This window comes from Mesorhizobium sp. M1273, assembly GCF_040318195.1.
Classification (GTDB): Bacteria; Pseudomonadota; Alphaproteobacteria; order Rhizobiales; family Rhizobiaceae; genus Mesorhizobium.
On sequence record NZ_JAMYLV010000009.1, the window covers coordinates 139,950 to 158,388 of the forward strand.

Genomic DNA, 18,439 nt, shown 5'->3' on the forward strand with positions numbered 1-18,439 from the left:
GCCGACCATGGACGGATTGATGAAGGGCAAGCGCGGGCTTGTCATGGGTGTTGCCAACGATCATTCGATCGCCTGGGGTATCGCCCGCAAACTGTCCGAACATGGTGCGGACCTCGCCTTCACCTATCAGGGCGAGGCCTTCGGGCGCCGGGTCAAGCCGCTCGCCGAGAAATTGGGCGCATCCCTGGTGGTGCCTTGCGACGTCGAGGACAGCGTGTCGGTCGCCGCGACTTTCGAGACTTTGGGGAAGGCGTGGGGCGGGCTGGATTTCGTCGTCCATGCCATCGGCTTTTCCGACAAGAACGAGCTGAAAGGCCTCTACGCCGACACGAGCCGCGACAACTTCATCCGCACCATGGTGATCTCCTGCTACTCCTTCACCGAGATCGCCCGTCACGCCGCCACATTGATGAAGGATAGCGGTTCGATGGTCACGCTGACCTATGCCGGTTCGGTCCGTGTCATGCCGAACTACAACGTTATGGGTGTCGCCAAGGCGGGGCTGGAGGCCAGCGTCCGCTATCTCGCCAACGACTACGGCCCGCGCGGCATCAGGGTGAACGGCATATCGGCGGGACCGGTACGGACGCTTGCGGGCGCCGGGATTTCCGACGCACGCCACATGTTCTCCTACCAGCAGCGCAACTCGCCGCTACGCCGTACAGTGACGATCGATGAAGTCGGCGGCTCCGCGCTCTATTTGCTGTCCGACCTGTCCTCCGGCGTCACCGGCGAAATCCATTATGTCGATTCCGGCTATCACATCGTTTCCATGCCGACGCTTGACGAATTGAAGCAGACCGACGGCGGGCGGGAATAGCGCGAGCGACGTATCGCCGGCTTGCCCCGCAGGATTTCAGCGTCGCGCCGATAAGACCTTGAACATGCCGTCGCGGGCGAGCTCCGCATGGCTGGAGAAGGCGGCCGCCAGCACCGGTTCGTAGGGAAGCTGGCGGTTTGCCACCATGAACAGCCGGCCGCCGGGCTTCAGCGCCTTGCCTGCCGCGCGGATCATGCCGGCACCGATTTCCGGCTCAGTCGCCCGGCTGCGGTGAAAGGGCGGGTTCATGACGACCACGTCGTAGCGGCGCTCGACCGGTTCGCTCAACAGATCTATCCAGAAGAAACGTGGCTCCACGCCTGTGTTGCCGACATTGGCCTTGGCCGCCTCCAGCGCCTCGAAATCCGCTTCGTAAAGGTCAAGCGCCGATATGCCGGGTGAGCGGGCGGCGACTTCGGCGGCGACATAGCCCCAACCGGCACAGAAGTCCGCAACGCTGCCACGCAGATCGTTGGGCAGATTTTCGACTAGCAGCTTCGATCCGGCATCGATCTTGTCGAAGGAAAACATGCCTGGGGCCGTGCGGAAGCGGTCCTCGACCACCAAGTCCGGATTGGCGGCGCGAAGCGTTGCCGCGGCAACGGTATCGGCCGGCCGGCGAAACCAGAAGGCAATGCCGTGATGCTTCGGCAGGTGGCCTTCGAGCGGCACAAGGGCGCCGACATGCTTGCGCAGGCTGGCGATTCCATCGTCCTTGCTGCCGGCGACGACGATCAACCCGCCTGGTGCTGCGCGTTCGACCGCTTCGGCAACGCGCAACTCGTTTTGGCCGCGATGGCGGCCAGCGAGCACAAATGCCGCGTCGAAAGCCTCGCCTTCGACCTGCGGCGTGACCGCGAAGCCAGACGCCTGCAAGGCGCGAAAGTGCGGCCTGAAGCCTTGGACAAGATGAAGCTTGGCATCAAAACTTTCCGGCAAACGAAAGCCGGGCTCGGCACCGAGAAAGAGTATGCGTTCATCCTTTCGTGGCAGGGAGACAGCACCGGCCCCGAACGGATGGAAAAGCGTTTTCAGCGGCTCGGCGGACATTCACCACTCTTGAACTGCAAGGCTGTTGTTGAAACGCAAACGGGCGCGACCTTCCGGCGCGCCCGCTTCGATTGCATAGTTAGATCAGCTTAGGCGGCGTTTTCTTCGCCTTCGCTCTTCTTGTCGCGCACGATTTCCTTGCCGGTGGCCTGGTCGACGACCTTCATCGACAGGCGGACCTTGCCGCGCTCGTCGAAGCCCATCAGCTTGACCCAGACCTTGTCGCCTTCCTTGACCACATCGGAGGTCTTGGCGACGCGGTCATTGGCGAGTTGCGAGATGTGGACGAGGCCGTCACGCGGACCGAAGAAATTGACGAAAGCGCCGAAGTCGGCGGTCTTGACGACCGTGCCTTCGTAGATTTCACCGACTTCCGGCTCGGCGACGATGGTGTGTATCCACTTCTTCGCCGCCTCGATCTCCTTGGCATTGGCCGAGGCGATCTTGACGGTGCCGTCGTCCTCGATGTTGATCTTGGCGCCGGTCTTTTCGACGATCTCGCGGATGACCTTGCCGCCCGAGCCGATCACGTCGCGGATCTTGTCGGTCGGGATGTGCATGACCTCGATGCGCGGCGCGAACTCGCCGAGCTCGGCACGTGCGCCGGACAGAGCGTGGGCCATTTCGCCGAGAATGTACTGACGGCCATCCTTGGCCTGGTCGAGGGCGATCTTCATGATCTCCTCGGTGATGCCCTCGATCTTGATGTCCATCTGCAGCGAGGTGATGCCGTAGGCGGTGCCGGCAACCTTGAAGTCCATGTCGCCGAGGTGGTCCTCGTCGCCAAGGATGTCGGAGAGCACGGCGAAGCGCTCGCCTTCCTTGATCAGGCCCATCGCAATGCCGGCGACCGGCTTGGCAAGCGGCACGCCGGCATCCATCAGAGCCAGCGAGGTGCCGCAGACGGTAGCCATCGACGACGACCCGTTGGACTCGGTGATCTCCGAAACGACGCGCAACGTATAGGGGAACTGGTCGGCGGTCGGAAGCATCGGCCGGATGGCGCGCCAGGCGAGCTTGCCATGGCCGATTTCGCGGCGGCCCGGCGAACCCATGCGGCCGGTTTCACCGACCGAATAGGGAGGGAAGTTGTAGTGCAGGAGGAACTTCTCCTTGTACATGCCGGTCAACGAATCGACATACTGCTCGTCCTCGCCGGTGCCGAGCGTGGCGACGACCAGCGCCTGGGTCTCGCCGCGAGTGAACAGCGCCGAGCCGTGCGTGCGCGGCAGGACGCCGACTTCCGAGACGATCTTGCGGACCGTCTTCAGGTCGCGGCCGTCGATGCGCGAGCCGGTGTCGAGGATGTTCCAGCGCACGACCTTGGCCTGGAGCTCCTTGAACACGGTGCCGATCTGTTCGGACGTGTATTTGGCCTCTTCGCCTTCTGCCGGCGCGAACGCGGCCTTGACCTTGGCCTTGACGGCGTCGACGGCGGCATAGCGCTTCTGCTTGTCGGTGATCTTGTAGGCATCGCGAAGCTCGCCTTCGACGATCTTGAGCATCTCGGCTTCAAGTGCGGAATAGTCCGGCGCGTTGAAGTCGCGCGGGTCCTTTGCCGCGACTTCAGCCAGCTTGATGATCGCGTCGATCACCGGCTGGAAGCCCCTGTGGCCGAACATGACGGCGCCGAGCATAAGGTCCTCGCCGAGTTCCTTGGCTTCGGACTCGACCATCAGCACGGCGTCGGCGGTGCCGGCGACGACCAGGTCGAGCTTCGATTCCTGCATCTCGTCGACGTGCGGGTTGAGCACATATTCGCCGTTGATGTAGCCGACACGGGCGCCGCCAACCGGGCCCATGAACGGCACGCCGGACAAGGTCAGGGCGGCGGAGGTGGCGACGATCGACAGGATGTCCGGGTCATTTTCGAGATCGTGCTGGACGACGGTGACGACGATCTGGGTGTCGTTCTTGTAGCCTTCGGCGAAGAGCGGGCGGATCGGGCGGTCGATCAGGCGGGAAACCAGCGTTTCCTTCTCGCTCGGACGGCCTTCACGCTTGAAATAGCCACCCGGGATCTTGCCGGCGGCGTAAGTCTTCTCCTGGTAGTTGACCGTCAGCGGGAAGAAATCGAGGCCGGGTTTCGGCTCCTTCATCGAGACGACGGTGGCGAGAACCTTGGTTTCGCCGTAGGTGGCCAGCACCGCGCCATCAGCCTGACGCGCGATCTTGCCGGTTTCGAGAATGAGCGGACGGCCGCCCCATTCGATTTCCACTTTGTGGTAATTGAACATGTCTTGTCCTTCGTATGCGGAAAGGGCCGCGCCGTCTTAGCGTGCGCGGATGCCCCTTTCCCTTGGCTTCCTTTCTCGGGCAGCCACGGGCAAGACAACGGGAAGCTCGGCTATTCGGCGCATTTGCCGCACGAGCGTCCTGCAATCCTGCCCCATGACCGTCCATGGGCGGTTTCGAGCGGCCCTCTGCTGTTCGAAACCGGGTTGGCCAATCGATCCGAGTGGCCTTGCGCGTGAACCCGAAAACCAGGTTTTCGGAAAATATCCTGCGCAAATCTAAACTTCAGAGCGTCCTTTGCGCATCCAAACCGATGCGCGGCGCTCTACTTCCTTCATGGAGCCTTGGATGACCCGATGCTCCAATGCGCGACCGGCGGGCTCTCGAAAGAACCCGCCGGTCAATTCGTCAACGGCGCAGACCGAGCTTCTCGATCAGCGTCTGATAGCGCGCGTCGTCCTTGCGCTTGAGATAATCAAGCAGGCTGCGGCGCTGGGAAACGAGAGCGAGCAGACCACGGCGGGAATGGTTATCCTTCTTGTGGTCCTTGAAATGGTCGGTCAGGTTCTTGATGCGCTCCGAAAGGATGGCCACCTGGACTTCCGGAGACCCGGTATCGCCCTTGGCGGTTGCGAATTCGCCCATCAATTCCTTCTTGCGTTCGGCAGTAATCGACATCGTGTTTTTCCTTGTCTGTTTGAGGAAACGGGACGCCCTCAGCCGGGATGTCGTCCAGCAGGGGCCGGTGCAAGCAACGCGTCAAAGCGCGAAGCTGCGGCGCATATAGTGCAATTCCGACAAAAAGGCCAGCCTAATTCACAAGCCGGCTTTTTGCTGCATAAACGGGCACTTCCGCCTAGTCAGAGCCATTTCTTCCATTTGAAGTACGCAAAGAGCCCGACCGCAACAAGCGCCATGAAGACGAGCGACAGGGGATAGCCGTAATAGGCCTTCAGCTCCGGCATGTTCCAGGGCGAGGTGTCGGGGTCGAAATTCATGCCCCATACGCCGACGAGAAAGGTAAGCGGCATGAAGATCACCGAGACGATCGTCAGATAGCTGATGACGTCGTTGGTGCGCGCCTGGCTGAGCGACAAGTGCATCTCGATCAGGCCGGTCAGCATGTCGCGCTGGGTTTCGACCAGTTCGATCAATCGCAGCGAATGATCGAGCGTGTCGTTCAGAAATATCTTGGTTTCGGCCTTCACATAAGAGACGTCATTGCGGATCATGGTCGCCAGCGCGTCGCGCATCGGCCAAAGCACGCCCTTCAGCACATTGGCATCGCGCCGCAATTCGTGAAGCTGCCGCATCTGATGCTTGTGCGCCTGGTTCAGCATCTGGTCCTCAATGCTGTCGACCAATTCGCCGGCAGCCTCGATTGGCGGGAAATAGCTGTCGACGATGGCGTCGATCAAAGCATAGGCGAGATAGTCGGCGCCGCGCGAGCGCAAGCGGTTGGGCACCGAGCTTGCGATCCGCTTGCGCACGGGATCGAACGGGTCGCCTTCGCGTTCCTGGAAGGTGACGACGAAGTTCCTGCCGAAGAAGACGGCGATCTGTTCGTAGCGATGCGCGGTGACATCGTCGATCATCCTGACGACGACAAAGGCATGGTCCTCGAAGAAATCCACCTTCGGCCGTTGGCCGGTGTTGACGACATCTTCCAGCGCCAACGGATGCAGGTTGAAGATCCGGCCGATCTCCTCGATCAGCTGGATGTTGGCGAGGCCTGTGCAATCGAGCCAGATAACCGGCCAATTGTGGCAATGGGTGTTGACGTCGTCGATGCTGGCATTGTCGATGGTCTTGAACTTTTCGGGCGAGATCAATGTCAGCCTGAGCTCGGAACGGCGTGCCGCCGGGTCGGCGATCAGCGTGCCGGGCGAGGCCCCGACCGGCGGCCTCCGTGTTTTGAGCGCCGCTCGTTTGTTGACCGTGTCAGCCTTTGCCATGTGCCCCCTCGAGTGCAGCGTCGAACGGCACTACAGCGCAGTGCATCCTTTCGGACGGCAAACGACGCCGTAGGCCTGTTGATTTAGCGCATGATCCTTTCCCAAAATAGAATCCGGTTGGAGATCATGCGCCGAGAGACAGCTGTTACCCGATAAAGACCCGCTTTGGCTTGAACATGCCTTGCTCGATGGCGCCGATGGCGACCAGCTTGCCGCGCGCGGTGGCGCAGGCCTCCTCCGCTTCTACCGGCGCGTCACGGCCGCGAATGATGACCGGATTGCCGAGGCGGATTTTGGTTGCCGCATCATCGCTGATCGCGACCTGCGGCAGGCATTCGAGCGCGGCGGCGGTGTCGACCAGAAGTGCATCGATGGCACCGAAGTCGATCGGGGCGTCTGCTGCTTGCGGCTCGCCCTGCTCGCCGAAGCGGGCGGCTTCCAGCTCGGCCAGGGTAACGAAATCTTCCTGCGTGAACGGCTCGACCTCGACCCGCCGCAGCTCGGCGATGTGACCAAAGCAGCCAAGGTCGCGGCCCATGTCGCGCGCCAGCGAGCGGACATAGGTGCCCTTGCCGCATTCGACCTCGAAGATGGTGCGATCGGCCATGTGCTCGACCAGATCGAGCCGGCCGATCTCGACCTCGCGTGCCGGAATGTCGATCGTCTCGCCATCGCGGGCAAGGTCGTAGGCGCGCTCGCCGGCGATCTTGATCGCCGAAAATTGCGGCGGCGTCTGCATGATGACGCCGGTATATTTCGAAAGCAGCGCCCGTACGTCGGCTTCCGCCGGACGGCGGTCCGAGCTTTTGGTCGCCGGGCCTTCGAGGTCGTCGGTCGAACGCTCCTCGCCCCAGGCAACCGTGAAGCGGTAGACCTTGGCGCCGTCCTGGACGTATGGCACGGTCTTGGTCGCTTCGCCGAGCGCGATCGGCAGCATGCCGGACGCCAGCGGGTCGAGCGTGCCGGCATGGCCGGCCTTTTCCGCCTGGAACAGCCATTTGATCTTGGAGACGGCTTCAGTCGAGCCCATGCCGACCGGCTTGTCCAGTACCAGCCAGCCCGAGATCGGCCGGCCCTTCTTCTTGCCGCGACGCGCCACTATTCGCTGTCCTTCCGGTCGTCTTTGTCTTTGTCGTCGGCGCTGAGATCGCGCGCCACTTCGGGCGAGTGCAGCAACTCGTTTATCTTCTGGAAATTGTCGTAGCTGGTGTCGAGCCGGAAGCGGAATTCCGGCATGTACTTCATCTGGCGCAGCGCGCCGGAGACGCGGCCGCGCACGAACTTCGCATGCTTGTTGAGCGCCTCGATCACCGCCCCGGCATCCTTGGCGCCGAGCGGCGAAACGAAGGCGGTGGCGATCTTGAGATCGGGCGACATGCGCACTTCCGAGACCGAAACCACCGTGTTCTCGATCAGCGGATCGAGGATCTCGCCGCGCTGCAAGGTTTCCGACAGAGCATGGCGCACCTGCTCGCCTACGCGAAGCATGCGCTGGGATGGGCCTGATGTGATTGAACGGGACATTTTTCTCTATCCTGAAATCGTGGGGCGCGGGATAGGACCGCACCACATGTCTCATATGGTTTGGGCGGCGGTCTTTCGACCACCGCCCGGTCTCGATGGATGCCCGAACTCGAACGTTCGAGCTCAGAGCGTCCTGGTCACCATCTCGACGCGGAAGCACTCGATGACGTCACCGACGCGCATGTCCTCGTAGTTCTGGAAGGCCATGCCGCATTCCTGGCCGCCCGGAACTTCCGAAACCTCGTCCTTGAAGCGCTTCAGGGTCTTCAGCGTGCCTTCGTGGATGACGACGTTGTCGCGGATCAGGCGCACGCCCGCACCACGCTCGACCTTGCCTTCGGTGACACGGCAGCCGGCGATCTTGCCGACCTTGGTGATGTCGAAGATCTCGAGGATCGCGGCATTGCCGATGAAGGTCTCGCGCCGCTCCGGCGAGAGCAGGCCGGAAAGAGCCGCTTTCACATCATCGACCAGATTGTAGATGATCGAATAGTAGCGGATCTCGATGCCTGCCGCAGCCGCGGCTGCGCGGGCCTGCGCATTGGCGCGAACGTTGAAGCCGATGATCGCAGCCCCCGAAGTTTCCGCCAGCGACACGTCGCTTTCAGTAATGCCGCCAGCCCCCGCATGGACGATGCGGGCGCGCACCTCGTCGGTGCCGAGATTGTCGAGCGCGGCGTTGATCGCCTCGATCGAGCCCTGCACGTCGCCCTTGATAACCAGCGGGAATTCTTTCAGTCCGCTGGTCTGCAACTGCGACATCATCTGCTCCAGCGAACCGCGCTGGCCGGCATGCCTGGCAACCGCCTTCTCGCGTGCCAGACGCTGGCGGTATTCGGTGATCTCGCGGGCGCGGGCCTCGTTGTTGACCACGGCGAAGCGGTCGCCGGCCTGCGGCGTGCCTTGCAGGCCGAGCACCTCCACCGGCATTGCCGGCGGCGCTTCCTTGACCTGCTCGCCGCGATCATTGACGAGCGCGCGTACCCGGCCCCATTCGTTGCCGGCGACGAGAATGTCGCCCGGCATCAACGTGCCGGTCTGCACCAGCACGGTGGCGACTGGGCCGCGGCCCTTGTCGAGCTGGGCTTCGATGACCACGCCTTCGGCGGTGCGGTCCGGATTGGCCTTCAGGTCGAGGATTTCGGCCTGCAGCAGGATCGCTTCGAGCAACTTGTCGAGATTGATGCCCTTGGTCGCCGACACCTCGACATCCAGCACCTCACCGCCCATGGATTCGACGAACACCTCGTGGCGCAGCAGTTCCGAACGCACCTTCTGCGGGTCGGCGTCATGCTTGTCGATCTTGTTGATCGCCACAATGATCGGAACGCCGGCCGCCTTGGCGTGATTGATCGATTCGATCGTCTGCGGCATGACGCTGTCGTCAGCTGCCACCACGAGGATGGCGATATCGGTCGCCTGGGCACCGCGGGCACGCATCGCCGTGAAGGCGGCGTGGCCGGGCGTGTCGATGAAGGTAACCTTGTGACCGTTCTTCTCGACCTGATAGGCGCCGATATGCTGGGTAATGCCGCCGGCCTCGCCGGAGACGACGTTGGCATTGCGGATGGCATCGAGCAACGAGGTCTTGCCGTGATCGACATGACCCATGATCGTTACCACCGGCGGACGCGGCTGCAGGTCCTCGGGACGATCGGCGATGTTGAACAAGCCCTCTTCGATGTCGGACTCGGCGACGCGGCGGACCGTATGGCCAAATTCGGTGGCGACGAGTTCGGCCGTGTCGGCGTCGATGACGTCACCAGGCTTCAGGATCTGGCCCTGCTTCATGAAGAACTTGACCACGTCGACAGCGCGCTCGGACATGCGCTGCGCCAGCTCCTGGATGGTGATGGTTTCGGGCAGGATCACTTCACGCATGACTTTCTCGCGTGGCTCGTTATGCAACGCGCGCTTGAATTTCTCCTGACGGCGGCGCATCGACGAGAGCGAGCGGGCGCGCGCATCCTCGTCGGAAAGCGCCGAATTCAGCGTCAGCTTGCCGCGGCGGCGGTCCTCCTCGCCCTTGGTCGGTTTGGCCGGACGCGCCACTTCCGGCGTGACCAGACGGCGCACTGGTGCGCCGGCACCGGTCCGCTTCGGTTTGACCTCTTCCTCGTCATCGACTGTTGCCAGTTCGGCGGCGAGCGGCGCACGGCGGCGCGCCTCTTCCTCGGCACGGCGGCGGGATTCGGCCTCGGCTTGCAGCCGTGCCTCTTCCTCGGCCTGACGGCGAGCCGATTCCTCCCGCTCGCGGCGGCGGCGCTCTTCGTCCTCGCTGCGGCGCTTGGCTTCCTCGATGGCGCGCTGGCGATCCTCGACATCGCGGACCTTCGAGCCCTCGAGAGCCCGGCGGCGTGCTTCCATTTCCTGGCGCGACAACTCGTTCAGCACCATGCCGCCGCGTTCGACCGGCGGCGGAGGGGGAGGCGCCTTGGGAGCTTCCTGCACGGCGGGCGCTGCCGCGACCGGCTTCGGCGTGAAGACGGACACAGGCGCTGCCGCCGGCTCCGGCTTGTCGCCGGGCAGCGAGAACTTGCGCTTCTTGGTCTCGACGACCACCGACTTGGTGCGGCCGTGCGAGAAGTTCTGGCGCACCGTGCCCTGTTCCATACCGGGGCGCTTCAGCGTCAAGGTCTTCTTCGGCGTAACACTCAGCGTCTTGTCGTCGCCCGATTTCGTATCGCTCATTCCATATCCTCTGCGGCATCATCTTCGTCAGCAACGGCCGCAAGCATTGCCAGATCGTCCGGGGAACCGCCCCGATATCGGTCGAGCGCAACCATGCGCTTCTGGACCGCCCTGCCCGCGTCTCCCGCGAGAACGGCAGCATGTATCACATTTGTACCCCCCAATGCCAAGCTCAACTCGGCCTCGGAGAAAAGTTTGTAAGCGCGGATCGCAGGCCCGCCGAGGTGGACGGTTGCCCGTCGCGCCTGGCTTATCTTGCGGACGCCATCGTCGGAACCCTCGGTCGCGTGGAGCACGAAAAGTGCAAGTCCGCCGCGCACGGCGCTCTCGACCTTGGTCGCTCCGAGCGCTATGGCGCCCGCCTTGCGGGCCAGGCCAAGCATGCCCAGAGCGGACCTGGAAAGCAGCGCGTCGACCATGCCGCCAAGATTGGCCGGCACGCTCACCTGCGCCTTAAAAGCACGGGCAAACAGATTTTTGGCCGCTGCCTTTTCTATATGTAGGCGGTCGGCCGTCACCCAGCAACCGCGGCCGGGCAGGTTTCTCTTGATGTCCGGAACGACGGCCGAATCCGGGCCGACGACGAAACGGATCAGTTCATCCGGTTCGGCTTGCCTGCGGGTGACGATGCAGGTGCGATCGTTCATCTCGTCCAAGGGCGGGTTCGGTGCGATGCGGTTTCACCTCACGCACCGACGGTTTCGTCAGCCGGCACGCCCTCGGCGGCAAGCTCGTCTTCGGTGATCCAGCCAGCCTTCAGGCGAGCCGCCAGGACCATCTGCTCGGCATCGGCGCGTGATACGCCGTGGTTGGCGAGCACACCCGGGAATACCTTCGTCTCGCCGTCCTTGCGTTCCTTCCAACCGGTCAGGTCGTCGGCGGCGTAGCCGGCGAAATCCTCGATCGTCTTCACGCCGTCCTCGCCGAGCGTCACCATCATGGCGGTGGTGATGCCGGGAATCTCGCGCAGCTCGTCCTTGACGCCGAGCGCCTTGCGCTTCTCGTCATGCTCGGCTTCGATCTTCTCCAGATATTCGCGGGCGCGGGTCTGGATTTCCGAAGCCGTGTCCTCGTCGAAGCCGTCGATCGACGCGATTTCGCCGGAGTCGACATACGCGACCTCCTCGACGCTGGTGAAGCCTTCGGAAGCGAGCACCTGGCCGACCATCTCGTCGACGTCGAGGGCTTCCATGAACAGCGACGACCGTTCGACGAATTCCTTCTGGCGGCGTTCGCTCTCTTCCTGCTCGGTCAGGATGTCGATATCCCAGCCGGTGAGCTGCGAGGCAAGACGGACGTTCTGGCCGCGGCGGCCGATGGCCAGCGACAGCTGATCGTCGGGAACGACGACCTCGATGCGCTCGGCATCCTCGTCGAGCACGACCTTGGCGACTTCCGCCGGCTGCAATGCATTGACAATGAAGGACGCCGCCGAAGGCGACCAAGGAATGATGTCGATCTTCTCGCCCTGCAATTCACCGACGACCGCCTGGACGCGGCTGCCGCGCATGCCGACGCAGGCGCCGACCGGATCGATGGAGCTGTCGCGCGAGATGACAGCGATCTTGGCGCGCGAACCCGGATCGCGGGCGACCGACTTGATCTCGATGATGCCGTCGTAGATTTCCGGCACTTCCATGGTGAACAGCTTCGCCATGAACTGCGGATGGGTGCGCGACAGGAAGATCTGCGGGCCGCGCTGTTCGCGGCGCACGTCATAGACATAGGCGCGGACGCGATCGCCATATTTGTAGTTTTCGCGCGGAATCAGCTCGTCGCGGCGGATGATCGCCTCGCCGCGGCCGAGATCGACGATGACGTTGCCGTATTCGACGCGCTTGACGGTACCGTTGACGATCTCGCCGATACGGTCCTTGTATTCGTCGTATTGCCGGTCCCGCTCGGCCTCGCGCACCTTCTGCACGATGACCTGCTTGGCCGACTGGGCGGCGATGCGGCCAAAATCCATCGGCGGTAGCTGTTCGGCAATGAAATCGCCGAGCTGGGCGTCCGGATTGCGCTCGCGCGCCGAGGAAATGGCAATCTGTGTCGCGTAGTCATCGACCTTCTCGACCACTTCCATCAGCCGCTGCAGCTTCATCTCGCCGGTGTTGGCATTGATGTCGGCGCGGATATTGGTTTCCTGGCCGTAGCGCGAGCGCGCGGCCTTCTGGATCGCATCGGCCATGGCGGCGATGACGATCGACTTGTCGATCGACTTTTCACGCGCGACCGCATCGGCGATCTGCAGCAGTTCAAGCCTGTTGGCGCTTACAACCATCTTCTTTCTCCCGAGCTTGTTGCCGACCTCTACGGCCGGCAGCCCAATCACATTTCCTGTTCGGTTTCGTCTTCCGCACCCTCTGGTGCGTCTTCGGGTTCGCCGCGGCGTTTCCTGGCTTCCTTGCGCGCCCGATTGTCCTTCGACAGCGCATCGCGGATAAGGTCGTCGGTCAGAATCAGCCGCGCTTCGGCAATCGCATCGTAGGGAACACGTACCGTCGGCTCCTCGCCGTAAGCGGCCTTGTCACGCTCGATCAGCACACCGTCCGCGTCGCTTTCGGCGATCTTGCCCTTGAAGCGCTTACGGTCGGCGACGAGAACCGACGTTTCCATCTTCACCAGATGGCCGGTCCAGGCTGCAAAGTCCGATTTGCGGACCAGCGGCCGGTCGATGCCCGGCGACGACACTTCGAGATGATAAGCCTTCTCGATCGGATCATCGACATCGAGCGCCGGCGATACCGCCCGGCTGACCTCTTCACAATCCTCGACCGTCATGGTGCCGTCCTCGCGCTCGGCCATGATCTGCAGCGTCAGCCCGTTCTGGCCCGACAAGTGCACACGTACCAAGCGGAAGCCAATGGCGCGCAGTACCGGCTGAACGATCAGCGCGATGCGCGCATCGATGCCGCTTTCGCGGATGATGCGGTCGTCGCCTTCGCTTGCCGTCACTGTCATTCGGTCCCGTCACTCGATTTCTGTCGGTCGGCAGGTAATAAAAAAGAGCGGGACCGGGTGGACCCACTCTTCGTCATACCGACCAAGAATTTGAAGCTGATATAGACGATCGTGGTCCTCGTTTCAAGCCCGTCCTGCATGACGGCAAGGCTCCGAGTCCGCAGCGCTGCTCCAAATGCATGGCGCCCATGCAGTGATCACCGTTTGAGCACCGGCCACGCACGACTATCTACGTTGCATTGCACAATTGGAGCGCTCACTGCGCTCGAAAGGGTCCCATCATGAACAATCGTGGATTTTTTTCAGCCATAGGCGATGTCTTTAGCGTGTTCGGCAGCGCCGTAGCCGCGTCGCGGGCTGTGGAAAGCGGTCGCAAGCCGCGTGCGCATGATCTGCGCAATCCCGGCATGGAGCCGGCAGCCTTCGACAAGATCCGTCGCTTCTGAGCCAAGTGAGCGCCGAGAGCCTTCGGCCGGCTCGCCTTGTGCTCAGCTCTAATTTCCCGCTTATTTCCGCACGAAGGTGAGATAGGCGGGCCGTCGGCCTTCGCGAATGGCCTTGGCCTCATAGCGCGTCCCCGGCCAGCCATCATAGGGCCGGTGCCAGTCGGCTGCTTCGCTTGCCTGCCACGTGAAGGCGTCGTGCGCCCGGCAATGCAGGAGCGTCCAGTTCACATAGCTATCGATATCGGACGCAAAGTGGAACTTTCCGCCGTGCTTCAGGACGCGCGCGAAGCGGTTGAGATTGACCGGGCTGACGAAGCGCCGCTTCCAGTGCTTCTTCTTCGGCCACGGATCCGGATAGAGAAGGTCAATGCCGTCAAGCGAAGCCTGCGGCAGCCAGTCCAGCAGACGTGTGGCGTCGTCGTCGTAGACGCGCAGATTGGCAAGCGGCCGCTCCCGGACCGCCATCATCATCTTGGCCATGCCGTTGACGAAAGGCTCGACGCCGATAAAGCCGGTCGCCTGGCTGGCCGTAGCACGGTGCAGAAGATGTTCGCCGCCGCCAAAACCGATTTCGAGCTGGACAGCCGAAACTTCGGCTTCGAAAAGGCTGCGCAAGTCGGCCGGCGGTTCAACCGTCAGATCGAGCTTGTAGGCGGCGAAGCCGCTCTCCAGCGCCGCTGCCTGTTGTGGTCGAATGGTCTTGCCGCGCCGGCGACCGAAAAAGGCCTCGGTCGCACGGCTTGGCCGGTCCTTCGGATCCATAGGCGCCGCGGTTAGGCGGCGACTGCTTCGGCGACCGGTTCGGCGAGAGCGTCCTTGAGCGCCTTGGCGAGATCGGTCTTCTCCCAGGAGAAGGATCCGTCGCGGCCGGCCTTGCGGCCAAAATGGCCGTAGGACGACGTCTTGGCATAGATCGGCTTGTTGAGATCGAGGTGGCGGCGGATGCCGGAAGGCGACAGGTCCATCACGGCGCGCAGTGCACGCTCGAGTTTTGCCTCGTCGACCTTGCCGGTGCCGTGCAGGTCGACGTAGATCGACAGCGGCTGGGCGACACCGATCGCATAGGAAAGCTGGATGGTGCAGCGATCGGCGAGCTTTGCGGCAACCACGTTCTTGGCGAGATAACGCGCCGCATAGGCCGCCGAGCGGTCGACCTTGGTGGTGTCCTTGCCAGAAAAAGCGCCGCCGCCATGAGGCGCAGCCCCACCATAAGTGTCGACGATGATCTTGCGGCCGGTCAGGCCGGCGTCGCCATCAGGCCCGCCGATGACGAACTTGCCGGTCGGATTGATGTACCAGTTGCAATTGTCGGCAATCTTCAGGTCGCCCAGTGCTTCGCGAATATAGGGCTCGACGACGTTGCGCACCTTCTTCGAATCCCACGTCTCATCGAGATGCTGGGTCGACAGCACGATCTGCGTCACTTCCGCCGCTTTGCCGTCGACATAGCGGACGGTGACCTGGCTCTTGGCATCCGGCCCGAGCCTGCCGGCATCACCGCTGCCTTCATGGCGCGCAGCCGCCAGCAATTCGAGGATCTTGTGGCTGTAATAGATCGGCGCCGGCATCAAGTCCGGGGTTTCGCGGCAGGCATAGCCAAACATGATGCCCTGGTCGCCGGCTCCCTCCTCGCCTTGCCGGTCGGAGGCGTTGTCGACGCCTTGGCCGATATCCGGCGACTGGCCGTGCAGCAGGACCTCGATCTTGGCTGTCTTCCAGTGGAAGCCGGCCTGCTCGTAGCCGATTTCGCGGATCGCCTTGCGAGCGACCGACTTGAACTTGGCCGGGTTGACGATCGGATGGCCGGCCGCATCCTTCAGGACGTTGCCCTCCTTGTCCTTCTTGAGCAGCGTCTCGGGGACGCGCACCTCGCCGGCGATGACAACGCGATTGGTCGTCGCAAGCGTCTCGCAGGCAACGCGGACCTTCCACGGGTCCATGCCGGTCTTTCTGGCTTCGCGATAGACGAGATCGACAATCTCGTCGGAGATGCGGTCGCAGACCTTGTCGGGATGGCCCTCGGCAACGGATTCCGAGGTGAAGAAGTAATTGTGCCGCGTCACGGGTGTCCCCTCTTGAAAAAAATATCGGCAGGCCGCCGATTTTGGCGCGCCAGTTGTTAACGGTGCCGGGCGTCGCTAGTCAAGCCATGCAGCCGTTCTGGCATGAATTTTGACGTTATTATCCTTGCATCCCGAGACGGCGGCAGGGCGCACTGCGATCAGCCCTTGCGCAACAGACTGAGGAAAACGGCTTCCAGGAAGCGAGTCGAGCGAAATCGATCTGCGCTTTAGCGCATCTGCGGAATGAACATCCCTCAATGCGCGCAGCCGCGAGAAATTGCATGCCCAGCTACGACGAGCCCTTCCTTGTTGAACTCTTCACGGGCCAGTCAATCGACTTCGTCGGTGGAAAGCGACTTCACCAACTCGATGATCTTGCGGCGCACTTTCACATCGGCGATCTTGACGAAGGCGCGATTCAGCTGGAGGCCTTCCGGGCTGCCGCAGAATTCGACGGCGGAGGTCATCGAAGCATCCTCGGCAAATCCACGGTTGCCCACGGGCTCCTGACCGGGCGCATCCTCGAAAAAGAAGGCGACGGGGACGCCGAGTATGGAGGCGATTGCCTGCAAACGGCTGGCGCCGACGCGATTGGTGCCCTTTTCGTACTTTTGGATCTGCTGGAACGTTATGCCGAGGTTTTCACCCAGTTTTTCCTGGCTCATTCCCAGCATATTGCGGCGAAGCCGGATGCGGCTTCCGACGTGGATGTCGATCGGATTCGGCTTTTTCTTGTTTTCTTCTGTCATTTTTTCCTCGCCGAATTTTTCCGGCTTTTTCTATTTTGCTGCCCAAACGACGCCGCGGCCCGTGCCCCAACAGAACGACCTTATCGACTTCGAAAATTTTCAGGCGCTTACAGTATGAGTTTCTAATGTGTCGGCTGTCAATTCGCCCGTAGCCTTTGCCTTACGTTCAAAATGCATGCCGCAACGGCAAGCAAAAACATGATCAGCATTCCGTTAATGCGTCGTTGGCCGGAGGAAACGATGGCTTGGTTGGAGATCGGCACACGCACATCGATCGCGCCGCGTGCATCGATTGCCAGCGCGTCGACGATGCGACCGCGCGAGTCGACAACGGCCGAAATGCCGTTATTAGCCGCGCGCAACAGGGGCACCCCATTCTCCACCGCCCGGATCTGCGCCTGCCTGAAGTGCTGGTACGGCCCCGGCGTGTCGCCGAACCAGGCGTCATTGGTGACGTTCACAATAAGCTCGGCTGACGTTGCGTCAACTGCGACCAGATCGGGAAAGATGACCTCATAGCAAATAAACGGCAGCGCCCGGATACCGCCGGGCAGCGCGATCGGATGCCGCTCATTGCCCGCCGCGAAGGTCATTGGACCGGCAACAAGCTGCTCAAGCCCGAAGCGGCCGAGCAGATCGGCAAAAGGCAGGTATTCGCCGAAGGGTACCAGGTGGACCTTGTCGACGGCATCGACGATTTCGCCCCTTTCGTCGATCGCCACCACAGAGTTGTAGTAACGGCTGCCGGCCGCCGAGCCGCCTTCTTCGCGAACGACGCCGGCGACCAGCATCTGGCCATCGCCGAGCATCTCTCCGATCGCAGGCAGGGCATCCGGACGTTCGGTGAACAGAAACGGCACGGAGGTCTCCGGCCACAGGATCAATTGCGGCCTGTCATGGCCGGGTTCCGGCGCCTTGGCCGAAAGCCCCATCATGGTGGCGAAGATGCGGTCACGCACCGAGGTATCCCATTTTTCCGTAAGGTCGACGGCAGGCTGCACGATACGGACGTCAAGGCTGCGGGCGGCCGGCTTTTCGGGGGCGGCGAGCCGGATATAGCCGAAGCCGGCATGGGCGGCGACGAGCACGACAAGCAATGCCGCGCCGAGGCGGAGATGCCGGCGCGCCGCAAGCAGCGCCGGCAGCGCAAAGACGAAGACCGCAAGCGCGTCCATGCCGACCATGCCGGTCACCGAGACGCTCTGCATCAGCAAAGGTACCGGCATCGCCGCATAGCCGACGGCATTCCACGGAAAGCCGGTGAACAGGAAGCCGCGCAGCCATTCCGCCAGCGCAAAGCCGAAGGCGAGCGCGGCGATGCGTCCGATGTCGTTGCTCCACAACAGCCGGGCGACCACGGCGGCGAAACCATAGAAGAAGGCGAGCGCGAGGGGGATGCCGACCACCGCGAACGGCAAGGCCCAGGCAAAGCTGTCGGCCTCGACCAGAAGCGCCGAGCCGACCCACCAGAGACCGGCAAGAAAGTAGCCGAAACCGAACCACCAGCCGATGGCGAAGGCCGGACGCAAGCGCCGCAGAAAACCGTCCGAGGCTTCGCCGGTCGCGCCGTCGAGGAGCCACACCAGCAGGGGAAACGAAACGAAACAGACGGCGAAGAAATCGTACGGCGCCTGGGCAAGAACCGCCAGCGCGCCGGCAAGAAACGCCACCAGCGCGCGCCGCCAGCCCCAAAGCAGAATTATCCGGCCGGCCTGGCGCTCCATCTATGCTTCCGAGTCGTGCGAATCAGGAAGCAAGATTTATCAGGCCGCGGCCTTGGCTCCAAATGGCGCCCAGCTGGGGCTGCCGAGCATTAACTTCGGCCTCGACCTCGGCAGACCTTGCCCAGCGATGCGATGATGCTGGTCGTCACGGGAGCACAATTCACTTGAGGCGACATTCGCTGCTCAATGGCGTCTGGCCATGCTGATGGTTTCCGTCCCAA

General features: G+C 62.6%; 16 protein-coding genes. 2 read left to right on the forward strand and 14 right to left on the reverse strand.

The features are described from left to right. The first annotated feature begins 7 nt into the window (after positions 1 to 7). The gene (fabI, locus tag NKH30_RS12680; protein WP_352613887.1) at positions 8 to 820 is read left to right on the forward strand and encodes an enoyl-ACP reductase FabI; all 813 of its coding nucleotides are present in this window, start codon (positions 8 to 10) and stop codon (positions 818 to 820) included. A gap of 36 nt (positions 821 to 856) precedes the next feature. Here the strand turns inward: fabI and NKH30_RS12685 are convergent, their stop codons facing one another. From NKH30_RS12685 to rimP, 10 genes are all read right to left on the reverse strand, one after another. After that, positions 857 to 1,870, reverse strand: coding sequence for a class I SAM-dependent methyltransferase (locus NKH30_RS12685; RefSeq protein ID WP_352969657.1), 1,014 nt, complete (start codon positions 1,868 to 1,870; stop codon positions 857 to 859). Between the two features lie 89 nt (positions 1,871 to 1,959). Further along, on the reverse strand, positions 1,960 to 4,107 hold the full coding sequence (gene pnp / locus NKH30_RS12690) for a polyribonucleotide nucleotidyltransferase (RefSeq protein WP_023676908.1): 2,148 nt from the start codon (positions 4,105 to 4,107) through the stop codon (positions 1,960 to 1,962). Between the two features lie 406 nt (positions 4,108 to 4,513). Continuing rightward, the gene (gene rpsO / locus NKH30_RS12695; RefSeq protein ID WP_280940423.1) at positions 4,514 to 4,825 is read right to left on the reverse strand and encodes a 30S ribosomal protein S15; all 312 of its coding nucleotides are present in this window, start codon (positions 4,823 to 4,825) and stop codon (positions 4,514 to 4,516) included. 140 nt (positions 4,826 to 4,965) lie between these two features. Beyond that, positions 4,966 to 6,060 (reverse strand): magnesium/cobalt transporter CorA, encoded by a 1,095-nt coding sequence (corA, locus tag NKH30_RS12700; RefSeq protein ID WP_352680483.1) that lies wholly within the window; start codon positions 6,058 to 6,060, stop codon positions 4,966 to 4,968. 145 nt (positions 6,061 to 6,205) lie between these two features. Further along, positions 6,206 to 7,159 carry a tRNA pseudouridine(55) synthase TruB gene (gene truB, locus NKH30_RS12705; RefSeq protein WP_023676905.1) on the reverse strand — a complete coding sequence of 318 codons (954 nt, stop codon included), beginning with the start codon at positions 7,157 to 7,159 and terminating at the stop codon, positions 6,206 to 6,208. Further along, the gene (rbfA, locus tag NKH30_RS12710) at positions 7,159 to 7,584 is read right to left on the reverse strand and encodes a 30S ribosome-binding factor RbfA (protein ID WP_352969659.1); all 426 of its coding nucleotides are present in this window, start codon (positions 7,582 to 7,584) and stop codon (positions 7,159 to 7,161) included. Before rbfA ends, truB begins: the two co-directional genes overlap by 1 nt. Before the next feature lie 123 nt (positions 7,585 to 7,707). Further along, complete coding sequence (infB, locus tag NKH30_RS12715; protein WP_352995620.1) at positions 7,708 to 10,275, reverse strand: translation initiation factor IF-2; 2,568 nt, start codon at positions 10,273 to 10,275, stop codon at positions 7,708 to 7,710. Beyond that, positions 10,272 to 10,922, reverse strand: a complete 651-nt coding sequence (locus tag NKH30_RS12720) for an RNA-binding protein (RefSeq protein WP_352995623.1) — start codon at positions 10,920 to 10,922, stop codon at positions 10,272 to 10,274. The genes infB and NKH30_RS12720 overlap by 4 nt, the downstream gene beginning before the upstream one ends. Positions 10,923 to 10,960: 38 nt before the next feature. Then, positions 10,961 to 12,556 carry a transcription termination factor NusA gene (nusA, locus tag NKH30_RS12725; protein ID WP_023676901.1) on the reverse strand — a complete coding sequence of 532 codons (1,596 nt, stop codon included), beginning with the start codon at positions 12,554 to 12,556 and terminating at the stop codon, positions 10,961 to 10,963. Positions 12,557 to 12,603: 47 nt separating this feature from the next. Then, positions 12,604 to 13,236, reverse strand: a complete 633-nt coding sequence (gene rimP, locus NKH30_RS12730; RefSeq protein ID WP_023676900.1) for a ribosome maturation factor RimP — start codon at positions 13,234 to 13,236, stop codon at positions 12,604 to 12,606. Between the two features lie 281 nt (positions 13,237 to 13,517). Here rimP and NKH30_RS12735 point away from each other — a divergent pair, with 281 nt between their 5' ends. Next, positions 13,518 to 13,682 (forward strand): hypothetical protein, encoded by a 165-nt coding sequence (locus NKH30_RS12735; protein ID WP_352995626.1) that lies wholly within the window; start codon positions 13,518 to 13,520, stop codon positions 13,680 to 13,682. Positions 13,683 to 13,742: 60 nt separating this feature from the next. Here the strand turns inward: NKH30_RS12735 and trmB are convergent, their stop codons facing one another. The 4 genes from trmB to lnt form a co-directional block, all read right to left on the reverse strand. Then, complete coding sequence (trmB, locus tag NKH30_RS12740) at positions 13,743 to 14,444, reverse strand: tRNA (guanine(46)-N(7))-methyltransferase TrmB (protein WP_352969663.1); 702 nt, start codon at positions 14,442 to 14,444, stop codon at positions 13,743 to 13,745. 11 nt (positions 14,445 to 14,455) lie between these two features. Further along, positions 14,456 to 15,745, reverse strand: a complete 1,290-nt coding sequence (gene metK, locus NKH30_RS12745) for a methionine adenosyltransferase (RefSeq protein WP_023676896.1) — start codon at positions 15,743 to 15,745, stop codon at positions 14,456 to 14,458. Positions 15,746 to 16,074: 329 nt separating this feature from the next. Then, positions 16,075 to 16,494, reverse strand: a complete 420-nt coding sequence (locus NKH30_RS12750; RefSeq protein WP_023676895.1) for a helix-turn-helix domain-containing protein — start codon at positions 16,492 to 16,494, stop codon at positions 16,075 to 16,077. 137 nt (positions 16,495 to 16,631) lie between these two features. Beyond that, entirely contained in the window at positions 16,632 to 18,218 is a 1,587-nt protein-coding gene (lnt, locus tag NKH30_RS12755; RefSeq protein ID WP_352969665.1) for an apolipoprotein N-acyltransferase, read from the reverse strand. Between the last annotated feature and the right edge of the window lie 221 nt (positions 18,219 to 18,439).

Excerpts from the sequence above, each read along its gene's own strand:
- NKH30_RS12735 (WP_352995626.1), top strand. The coding sequence starts at position 13,518 with ATGAACAATCGTGGATTTTTTTCAGCCATAGGCGATGTCTTTAGCGTG.
- infB (WP_352995620.1), bottom strand. The coding sequence starts at position 10,275 with ATGAGCGATACGAAATCGGGCGACGACAAGACGCTGAGTGTTACGCCG.
- lnt (WP_352969665.1), bottom strand. The coding sequence starts at position 18,218 with ATGGAGCGCCAGGCCGGCCGGATAATTCTGCTTTGGGGCTGGCGGCGC.
- pnp (WP_023676908.1), bottom strand. The coding sequence starts at position 4,107 with ATGTTCAATTACCACAAAGTGGAAATCGAATGGGGCGGCCGTCCGCTC.
- NKH30_RS12685 (WP_352969657.1), bottom strand. The coding sequence starts at position 1,870 with ATGTCCGCCGAGCCGCTGAAAACGCTTTTCCATCCGTTCGGGGCCGGT.
- NKH30_RS12750 (WP_023676895.1), bottom strand. The coding sequence starts at position 16,494 with ATGACAGAAGAAAACAAGAAAAAGCCGAATCCGATCGACATCCACGTC.
- rimP (WP_023676900.1), bottom strand. The coding sequence starts at position 13,236 with ATGACAGTGACGGCAAGCGAAGGCGACGACCGCATCATCCGCGAAAGC.
- trmB (WP_352969663.1), bottom strand. The coding sequence starts at position 14,444 with ATGGATCCGAAGGACCGGCCAAGCCGTGCGACCGAGGCCTTTTTCGGT.
- NKH30_RS12720 (WP_352995623.1), bottom strand. The coding sequence starts at position 10,922 with ATGAACGATCGCACCTGCATCGTCACCCGCAGGCAAGCCGAACCGGAT.
- corA (WP_352680483.1), bottom strand. The coding sequence starts at position 6,060 with ATGGCAAAGGCTGACACGGTCAACAAACGAGCGGCGCTCAAAACACGG.
- rbfA (WP_352969659.1), bottom strand. The coding sequence starts at position 7,584 with ATGTCCCGTTCAATCACATCAGGCCCATCCCAGCGCATGCTTCGCGTA.
- nusA (WP_023676901.1), bottom strand. The coding sequence starts at position 12,556 with ATGGTTGTAAGCGCCAACAGGCTTGAACTGCTGCAGATCGCCGATGCG.
- fabI (WP_352613887.1), top strand. The coding sequence starts at position 8 with ATGGACGGATTGATGAAGGGCAAGCGCGGGCTTGTCATGGGTGTTGCC.